The 8,541-nt window shown below is 38.6% G+C and carries 8 protein-coding genes; 5 read left to right on the forward strand and 3 right to left on the reverse strand.

The features are described from left to right. Positions 1-94 precede the first annotated feature (94 nt). Positions 95-874, forward strand: a complete 780-nt coding sequence (locus B9T33_RS06200) for a ferredoxin--NADP reductase (protein ID WP_086178080.1) — start codon at positions 95-97, stop codon at positions 872-874. A gap of 472 nt (positions 875-1,346) precedes the next feature. Beyond that, a complete protein-coding gene (locus B9T33_RS06205) occupies positions 1,347-3,761 on the forward strand; it encodes a membrane-bound PQQ-dependent dehydrogenase, glucose/quinate/shikimate family (RefSeq protein WP_086178081.1) in 2,415 nt (804 codons plus the stop codon). Positions 3,762-4,247: 486 nt separating this feature from the next. On the opposite strand, the gene B9T33_RS06210 is transcribed toward B9T33_RS06205, so the two are convergent. Next, positions 4,248-4,811 carry a TetR/AcrR family transcriptional regulator gene (locus B9T33_RS06210; RefSeq protein ID WP_086178082.1) on the reverse strand — a complete coding sequence of 188 codons (564 nt, stop codon included), beginning with the start codon at positions 4,809-4,811 and terminating at the stop codon, positions 4,248-4,250. A 293-nt stretch (positions 4,812-5,104) separates the two neighbouring features. Further along, on the reverse strand, positions 5,105-5,740 hold the full coding sequence (locus B9T33_RS06215; protein WP_086178083.1) for a cation transporter: 636 nt from the start codon (positions 5,738-5,740) through the stop codon (positions 5,105-5,107). Between the two features lie 62 nt (positions 5,741-5,802). Here B9T33_RS06215 and cadR point away from each other — a divergent pair, with 62 nt between their 5' ends. The 3 genes from cadR (at position 5,803) to B9T33_RS06230 (ending at position 7,956) form a co-directional block, all read left to right on the forward strand. Next, entirely contained in the window at positions 5,803-6,219 is a 417-nt protein-coding gene (gene cadR / locus B9T33_RS06220; RefSeq protein WP_086178084.1) for a Cd(II)/Pb(II)-responsive transcriptional regulator, read from the forward strand. An 81-nt stretch (positions 6,220-6,300) separates the two neighbouring features. Beyond that, entirely contained in the window at positions 6,301-7,695 is a 1,395-nt protein-coding gene (gene yegQ, locus B9T33_RS06225; RefSeq protein WP_086178100.1) for a tRNA 5-hydroxyuridine modification protein YegQ, read from the forward strand. 6 nt (positions 7,696-7,701) lie between these two features. Beyond that, a complete protein-coding gene (locus B9T33_RS06230; protein WP_086178085.1) occupies positions 7,702-7,956 on the forward strand; it encodes a YfhL family 4Fe-4S dicluster ferredoxin in 255 nt (84 codons plus the stop codon). A gap of 259 nt (positions 7,957-8,215) precedes the next feature. Here the strand turns inward: B9T33_RS06230 and B9T33_RS06235 are convergent. Continuing rightward, positions 8,216-8,541 (reverse strand): FAD-dependent oxidoreductase (locus B9T33_RS06235; RefSeq protein WP_171263587.1); only part of this gene is annotated, 326 nt, incomplete at its 5' end.

An 8,541-nucleotide genomic window follows, 5' to 3' on the forward strand; every position in this document is an offset into this window, starting at 1 on the left:
CTGATAAGTTCAATTAAATATATTCAGTTTATCGAGAATGAATTTAGATTAGAATAGCAAGCTGTTCTAATTTGATAATTTATTGAGACCTTTAATGGCTGCTTTCAACGTCGAAAAGATTACTCACGTACACCACTGGAATGACACTTTATTCAGTTTTAAAACCACTCGTGACACGGCGCTACGTTTTAAAAATGGTCAATTTGTGATGATCGGTCTTGAAGTCAATGGTAAGCCTTTAATGCGCGCTTATTCTATTGCGAGCGCAAACTACGAAGAAGAATTAGAGTTTTTCTCTATTAAAGTGCCAGATGGCCCTTTAACTTCAATTTTACAAAAAGTAAAAGTTGGCGACGAAATTTTAGTATCTAAAAAACCAACAGGAACTTTAGTTCTTGATGATTTAAACCCAGGTAAAAACTTATACCTACTTTCTTCAGGTACGGGTCTTGCGCCATTCCTTTCAGTCATTCGTGACCCAGAAACTTACGAACGTTTTGAAAAAATCATTGTGGTTCATGGTACGCGTTTCATTTCTGAATTGGCGTACCAAGATTTGATTGAAAACGAAGTTCCAAATCATGAATTCTTCGGTGAACTCGGCGCTAAAGAAAAGTTAGTTTACTACCCAACTGTTACTCGTGAAGAATTCCACACTCAAGGCCGTGTTACGACTGCTATTGAATCTGGTCAATTATTCGAAAAAATCGGTTTACCACGTTTCAACCCAGAAACTGACCGTGCAATGCTTTGTGGCTCACCTGCTTTCCTAGACGATGTTGCTGCGCTGCTTGATCAACACGGTCTAAAAGAATCTCCTAAAATGGGTGTTCTTGGTGACTACGTGATTGAACGTGCTTTCGTTGAAAAATAAGATTCTTTCAATCTAAAAACCGAAGCTTAAGCTTCGGTTTTTTATTGCCCAATTTTATTAAAATGCCTGCTAACACTCTTTTATTTATGTCATTTAAATTCGCTTTAATATTTCATCAATTATTTTGAATCTTTAAATTCGCTATTTTAATTTGCGCAAATAATATACTGACTCATTTAGATCTCATTAAGTAAAAGCGATTATTTATACGATTTTAAGCGCTTCAAAATAATTAAACCAAACATAAAAAGTACATAATTTCGCCATTTTAATTTTAAATCGGATAAGTGCTATAATGTGCGAGTAAATTTTACTCATCATAATGATTGGCTTATCCAGCGAATCATTATTTTTTTGACTTCGTTACATAGACATCTACCCGATGTAAGTTGACTTAGCACCTGTTTTTCATCTGCCTTCCAATTTACTTTTCTTGCCTATGCAACCAAGCCGACATTTTATTAGGCATGGTATGAGCACAGAACAACCCTCCTCTGTAGAGCGCTCTGGGTCTAAAGTCTATCGATATTTCTTTATCGTATTGACTGGCCTGATCGCATTATTCCTGATCGTACAAGGTTCTAAATTAATCAGCCTTGGCGGTACAAGTTATTATCTTATTGCGGGTATCGCTTATTTAGCGATTGCCGTGTTATATGCAATGAAAAAAGCCCTTGGTTTATGGCTTTCAATTCTTACCTTTGTTGCCACAGTCATTTGGTCTGCAACTGAAGTTCAGGCACTCGATTTCTGGCAATATATTCCGCGTTTAGTCGTTCCAACAATTTTATTTGTACTTAGTTTGTGGGCGAGCCGCAGTTTGCAAAATCTTGATGAAGATAAAATCAAGGCTGCAAATGCTGTCGGTATCGTTGGTTTGATTGCTTGTGTGGCTGCACTCATTGCTGCATTTTTCCCACATGGCAAAATTCTAAATCCAATTGAAATTGTACAAAACCCAGAACTTGCTAAACCAAACGCTCAAAACAATGACAACTGGGAATATTTTGGTCGTAGTGGTAACGGTACACGCTTTGCACCATATAGCGACATTACCCCTGAAAATGTCAAAGATTTGAAAGTCGCTTGGACCTATCACACTGGCCGTGATACCAAAGCGGGTGTCGATGAAAATACGCCTATTCAAATTGGCAGCACTTTATATTCATGTACACCGACCAACATTATTTCTGCAATTGATGGCGACAGCGGTAAAGCCCTTTGGAAATATGATCCAAAAGCAAAAACTGCTGAACATATCACTTGCCGTGGCGTAGGTTATTATGATGCCACTCAAGACAAATCTTTAACGGCTGCAGATTTACAATCTGAAGGTTTAAAAGCGTGTCCGCAACGTATTTTAACTTCAACAGTTGATGGTCGTTTAATTGCATTAAATGCTAAAACTGGTGCGTTATGCCCTGAGTTTGGTATCAATGGTCAAGTCGATGTTTTACATGACATGGGGCCAACCGAACAAAGTAAACGTTATCACCCAACATCTACCCCACTGATTGCAGGACATGTTGCTGTATTGGGCGGTTGGGTACGCGATATCGTTCATGGCGAACCTTCTGGTGTGGTCCGTGCTTATGATGTACGTACAGGTAAACTTGCTTGGGCTTGGGATGTCGGTAATCCTGAACTTGTCGGTGAACCTAAAGATGGCAAAGGCTTTACTTTAGAAACACCAAATATGTGGACAATTCCAACATATGACAAAGACTTGAACTTGGTTTATTTACCAACAGGTAATGGCCCTCCTGATTATTGGGGCGGTGACCGTAATGGTGCTAAAGAAAAATTTGGTTCAGCTGTTGTTGCGGTAAATGCCTCTACAGGTAAAACCGTGTGGTCTTATCAAATGGTGCACCATGATGTTTGGGATTATGACCTTCCATCACAACCTGTACTTTATGATGTGACCAACGAACAAGGTAAAAAAGTTCCAGCCTTAATTCAAACCACCAAAATGGGTCAAATCTTTGTACTTGACCGTCGTACAGGTCAACCGATCACGAAGGTTGAAGAGCGCCCTGTCGATACCAATGGTGCAGAAGGTGAAAAACTTTCTCCTACACAACCGTTCTCAGTGGGTATGCCACAAATTGGCAATACCACTTTAACTGAGCAAGACATGTGGGGTATTTCGACCTTTGACCAATTGACTTGCCGTATCGATTTTAAAGATTCTGTTTATAACGGTATGTACACTGCACCGGGTGAAAAACCTTATATCGAATGGCCAAGTCTACTCGGTGGTATGAACTGGGGTGGCGTGTCTATCGATGAATCGACTGACATGATGTATGTCAACGACATGCGTATGCCGCTTCGTATGTCATTGGTACGTAAAGAAGACGCGTCTAAATACAAAATTTCAACCGATGAAGTACCAGGCTTTATGGGTACGGTTCGTCCGCAATATGCTGGTCCATATGGCGGTATCAAAATTGATATCATGCAATCAAAACTTGGTGTGCCATGTAATAAACCTCCATTTGGTACCATGACTGCGATCGACTTGAAATCTAAAAAAGTCGTGTGGGAAGTGCCTATGGGTACAGCTAAAGAATTAGGTCCATTGGGTGTGAAAACACATATGCCTATTCCTTTAGGTATGCCGACTTTAGGTGGCCCTACTTCTACAGCATCTGGTTTGGTGTTCTTTGCAGGTACTCAAGATTATTACCTACGTGCTTTAGACTCTAAAACTGGTAAAGAAGTGTGGAAAGCAGAACTCCCTGTTGCTGCTGTAGCTGCACCATTGATTTATAAATCACCTAAAACTGGTAAACAATATGTCGTGATTTCTGCAGGTGGTGCAAGCCATTCTAAAGATGTCGGTGACTATATTATTGCCTATGCTTTACCTGACCAAAAATAATCTAAATTTTAGAATGAAAACCGAAGCTTAGGCTTCGGTTTTTTTAACTAAACAATTTCATCATATCAATTGAAATATAAAATATATTCTAATGAGAATAAAAACTTATTTTTACTGACTGACCAGTGTTCAAATATGCAGCAAAAAAAATCTGATGTTATTGTGTTTAATTTAAAATTCCTTATAATTCGAAAAAACAGACAAGTCTGTCTATTTGCTGAAAATCCGAATGCTTTGCACATTCAGAGGGTACATAATAAATAATAGAGAACGTATAAAGCGTTCCGCTGCCAAATCTTTTGCTAATACTAACAGGGCAAAAGATTTGCAAAACACCACTTATCAGCAAAGCGCGATTACCAAAAATAATCGCGCTTTTTTATTTTTCTTTCATTTCCGTAGAATAAAATTTCAAGCCAAGACAATAGTTAAAACATGAATGTTATGGCACAAGCTTTCTCAATAAACCTCAGTCGATTTCAACATCTAATTTGCTAACTCAAGCTGAATCAAAGTTTCCACCCGCTTCCAATAATCATCCAACTGTACTTGATTTGGATCGATTTGAGCTTGAATGGTCATACCATCCAAAATGCTCGATAAAAATGCTGCAAGTTGATCCGCTTGTTTAATTCCTAAATGCTGTAAGGCATAACTCAGTTTTGACTTGAGCCATTCTTTGTAGTCAATTGCTGGCTGCAATGAGGAAGGATAGACTTTGGAAATTTCATCAACTGCTTTTTGAAACATACAGCCGTTAAAATCTGCGGTACGAAACCATGCATCGTACCAAGTAAATATCGTTTTAATATGAGAAAAATAATCTTCAGGATTGCATTGTGCAATTGCTGCTTCAAGCGACTCCTGTAAATTCATATTTCGCGTCACTAAGCACTCTTCAATTAATTTAGCTTTAGATGGAAAATATTTATAAAACGTCATTTTAGCAACGCCAGATTCGCTAATAATTCGGTCCACACCAATAGAGTTATAACTATAGGTATTAAAAAGATTCAGCGCTACATCAATGATGTCTTGTTTCTTCGACATTTATTTTACCTGACACCCCGAACATTAAAATCAAATGAAACCATGGGCACATAACCACTGTACCTGTATATTAATTAGGTCCTTTACAAGGTGTTAAGTATAGCTGAATATCCTGCATGCATTATAAAAATTAACTAAACTTAACTTCGATAAGTTCGATCTGATATTCATCCATAAACAAAGTTTCAAAATGCTGACCCACGATATAAAAATCATGGGCTAAATCAAAATTTTACAGTTACAGCATCTCTATTCTTAAGTTCTGATTGATACGGTGATTTCATAGTCAAATCTTATGCACAAGTTTGTTTATCTAACCTACTTTGCTTACGCTCTTGAAGCGCTTTTTTTACCACTTGATAGCCTCCTGTGAGGCCCAAACTTGCCATAATCATCGCGACGATCAAATCTGGCCACAAACTGCCAGTGCCAAATACACCGATGGCAGCAAAAATAACCGCGGCATTACCAATAGCATCATTTCGACTACAGAGCCAAACTGACTTCATATTGGAATCCCCATCGCGAAATGCATATAAAATCAACGCTGTCACCAGATTGGCAATTAAAGCGAGCACGCCAATCATACCCATCGTCATGGCTTCAGGCGGAATCCCTACAATATAGGCATAGATCACTTTAGCGAGAACCACGACTCCAAACAGTGCCATGACCAAACCTTTTGCCAAAGCAACAGTTGCACGCCAGTACAAACTCGCAGCCAATACTGCTAGCGAAACGCCGTAATTCACAGCATCACCAAAAAAGTCTAAAGCGTCCGCCCAAAGTGCTGAAGAATGGGCGTACATCCCGCCGAACATTTCGACAACAAACATCAATATATTAATGAATAAGGCAATCCATAAAGCCTTGCGAAATTGACTATTCGGCTTTTTAGGTGCCGCTTCATGACTACAGGTACAAGCCATTTGCGAACTCCAACATTTCGGATATGCTTATTAAAAACTATGGACTCACTCCAAGGTCAAGCATGTCAGAACAAAAATATTTTTTGATCAAACAACTCGCGTTGGAAACGGGTGTCAGTATTGATACCATCCGCTTTTATGAAAAGAAAAAATTAATACAACCTAGCTTCCGTGCAGACAATAATTATCGCTACTATGGCGAAGAAACGTTCAAACGTTTAATTTTTATTAAGCGTTGTCGTGCACTCGATATGTCCTTAAATGAAATAGAAAACCTGATTAAATTAGAACAAAACCCAGCTGAAAGTTGTCAAATGGTGAATCAACTCATCGACCAACATATCGTTCAAGTTTCTGAAAAAATTAAAGAATTGCAAAATTTCAAAAAGCAATTAAAGCAACTGCGTTCAAGCTGCAATGAAACGTCACGTATTGATAACTGTCAAATATTAAAGCAACTTGAAAATGGAAAACCTTGAAAACCCAACCATTTTACTTGGTTGAATCCTTTTTTTAGATCACTACAATGAAAGGCGTAATTTTTGTATGCCTTTAAAGACATGACTATTCAACACGTAACTGAACTCCTCTCTCCTGCTGGCTCATTGAAAAATATGCGCTATGCATTTGCCTATGGTGCAGATGCCGTCTATGCAGGTCAGCCCCGTTATAGCTTACGTGTTCGTAACAATGCTTTTGATCATGACAATTTAAAAATTGGTATTGAGGAAGCACATGCCTTATGCAAAAAATTCTATGTGGTGGTCAATATCCAACCGCATAATTCCAAACTTAAAAATTTCATTCGTGACCTTGAACCTGTCGTTGCGATGAACCCAGATGCGCTCATTATGTCTGACCCCGGTCTGATCATGATGGTGCGTGAACATTTTCCAGATGTTTCAGTTCATTTGTCGGTACAAGCCAATGCAGTGAACTGGGCAACGGTAAAATTTTGGAAAAATATGGGTTTAACTCGTGTGATTTTATCGCGTGAGTTATCTATCGAAGAAATTGAAGAAATTAAAAATAATGTCCCAGATATGGAAATTGAAGTTTTCGTACACGGGGCATTATGTATGGCTTACTCCGGTCGTTGCTTACTTTCTGGCTATATGAATAAACGTGATGCGAACCAAGGTGCATGTACCAATGCATGCCGTTGGGACTATAAAATTCACGATGCAGCTGAAGATGAAACTGGTGATGTTATTCCAGTAACACAAATTGAAGAATCATCATGCTGCAACAATAAAGATGCCGATGAGCAACACGCCTTAGAACAACACCAATTTGGCGAGCCGGTTTTATTACAACGCAATGAAGAAGATATGTTTGCTGCTGAAGAGGACGAACATGGCACTTACTTCATGAACTCAAAAGACTTGCGTGCAGTACAGCATGTCGACCGCTTAGCAAAAATGGGCATCCATTCTTTGAAAATTGAAGGTCGTACCAAGTCTTATTTTTACTGCGCACGTACTGCACAAATTTATCGTAAAGCGATTGATGATGCACTAGAAGGCAAACCATTTGATCCATCATTGATGACTCAACTTGAAGGTTTAGCCAATCGTGGCTATACCGAAGGTTTCCTTCGCCGTCATGTCCATACTGAATATCAAAATTATGAAACGGGTTCTTCTCGTTTTGATCACCAGCAATTTGTTGGGGAGGTTTTGGAACGTCATGGCGACAGTATCAAAATCGAAGTAAAAAACCGTTTTATTGTAGGTGACTCACTCGAGTTAATGACTACTTCTGGGAATATCACTTTCATTTTAACAGAAATGAAAGACAAAAAAGGTAATCTCATAGACGACGCCAAAGGTTCAGGTTATATCGTTGATATTCCTGTGCCTGCCGATGTTGATATGCAATTTGCTTTATTGATTCGTAACCTACCAAATTCGACTGCTGATATTTCTGCATCGTCTTTGGCATATCAGGCTTAAATCAAAATGGCTTTGTTGATTACAGATAAATGTATCAACTGCGATATGTGTCTACCCGAGTGCCCGAATGATGCGATTTATGAAGGTGCGAAAGTATATGAAATTGATGTCGATCGCTGCACGGAATGTGTCGGGTTCTATGAGCATCAAACCTGCGTTTCCGTATGTCCAATTGAATGTATTATTCCGCATCCTGAACATGTTGAAACACAAGAAGCTTTACTTGAAAAGTTTAAAGGTTTGAATTTATTTCAATCTTAAACTTAATTTAAAAATTGAAGAAATAAGAAAGACAACCTTGGGGAAAGTATAACAATAAGGTTGTAAAACAAAAAAAACTGGGCAAAGAATAGGATCAAAATGTGTGGGGACATTTTGATTCTTATTTTGCAGACGAAAAAAAAGGAACTTGGATGTTAGCGTCCAAAGTTCCTGTAAAACGAGAATATTAAGAAAAATAATATTCAAATCTAAAACATTCAGCGCGGTCAGTGTGTATCAAACACACTGACCTTTTCTTTTATTGACCAGAACGAATGATGTAATCGAATGCAGATAACGATGCTTTCGCGCCTTCACCTGTGGCAATAATGATTTGTTTGTACGGTACGGTTGTACAGTCACCCGCAGCAAACACACCTTTCACATTGGTTTCGTTACGTTCGTTAATCACAATCTCACCGCGGTTTGAAAGTTCAACGGCTGTGTCTTTTAAGAAATCAGTGTTGGGTAACAAACCGATTTGTACAAAGATACCCGCCAATTCAACAGTTTTGATTTCATCTGTTGCACGGTCTTTGTAGTTCAATGCAGTCACTTGTGAACCATCACCCACCACTTCTGTAG

This window comes from Acinetobacter sp. ANC 5054, assembly GCF_002135295.1.
Taxonomy (GTDB): Bacteria; Pseudomonadota; Gammaproteobacteria; order Pseudomonadales; family Moraxellaceae; genus Acinetobacter.

Bases quoted from the DNA above. Each gene is read 5' to 3' on its own strand.
- B9T33_RS06210 (WP_086178082.1), bottom strand. From the start codon at position 4,811: ATGTCGAAGAAACAAGACATCATTGATGTAGCGCTGAATCTTTTTAAT.
- B9T33_RS06215 (WP_086178083.1), bottom strand. From the start codon at position 5,740: ATGGCTTGTACCTGTAGTCATGAAGCGGCACCTAAAAAGCCGAATAGT.
- cadR (WP_086178084.1), top strand. From the start codon at position 5,803: ATGTCAGAACAAAAATATTTTTTGATCAAACAACTCGCGTTGGAAACG.
- B9T33_RS06230 (WP_086178085.1), top strand. From the start codon at position 7,702: ATGGCTTTGTTGATTACAGATAAATGTATCAACTGCGATATGTGTCTA.
- B9T33_RS06205 (WP_086178081.1), top strand. From the start codon at position 1,347: ATGAGCACAGAACAACCCTCCTCTGTAGAGCGCTCTGGGTCTAAAGTC.
- B9T33_RS06200 (WP_086178080.1), top strand. From the start codon at position 95: ATGGCTGCTTTCAACGTCGAAAAGATTACTCACGTACACCACTGGAAT.
- yegQ (WP_086178100.1), top strand. From the start codon at position 6,301: ATGACTATTCAACACGTAACTGAACTCCTCTCTCCTGCTGGCTCATTG.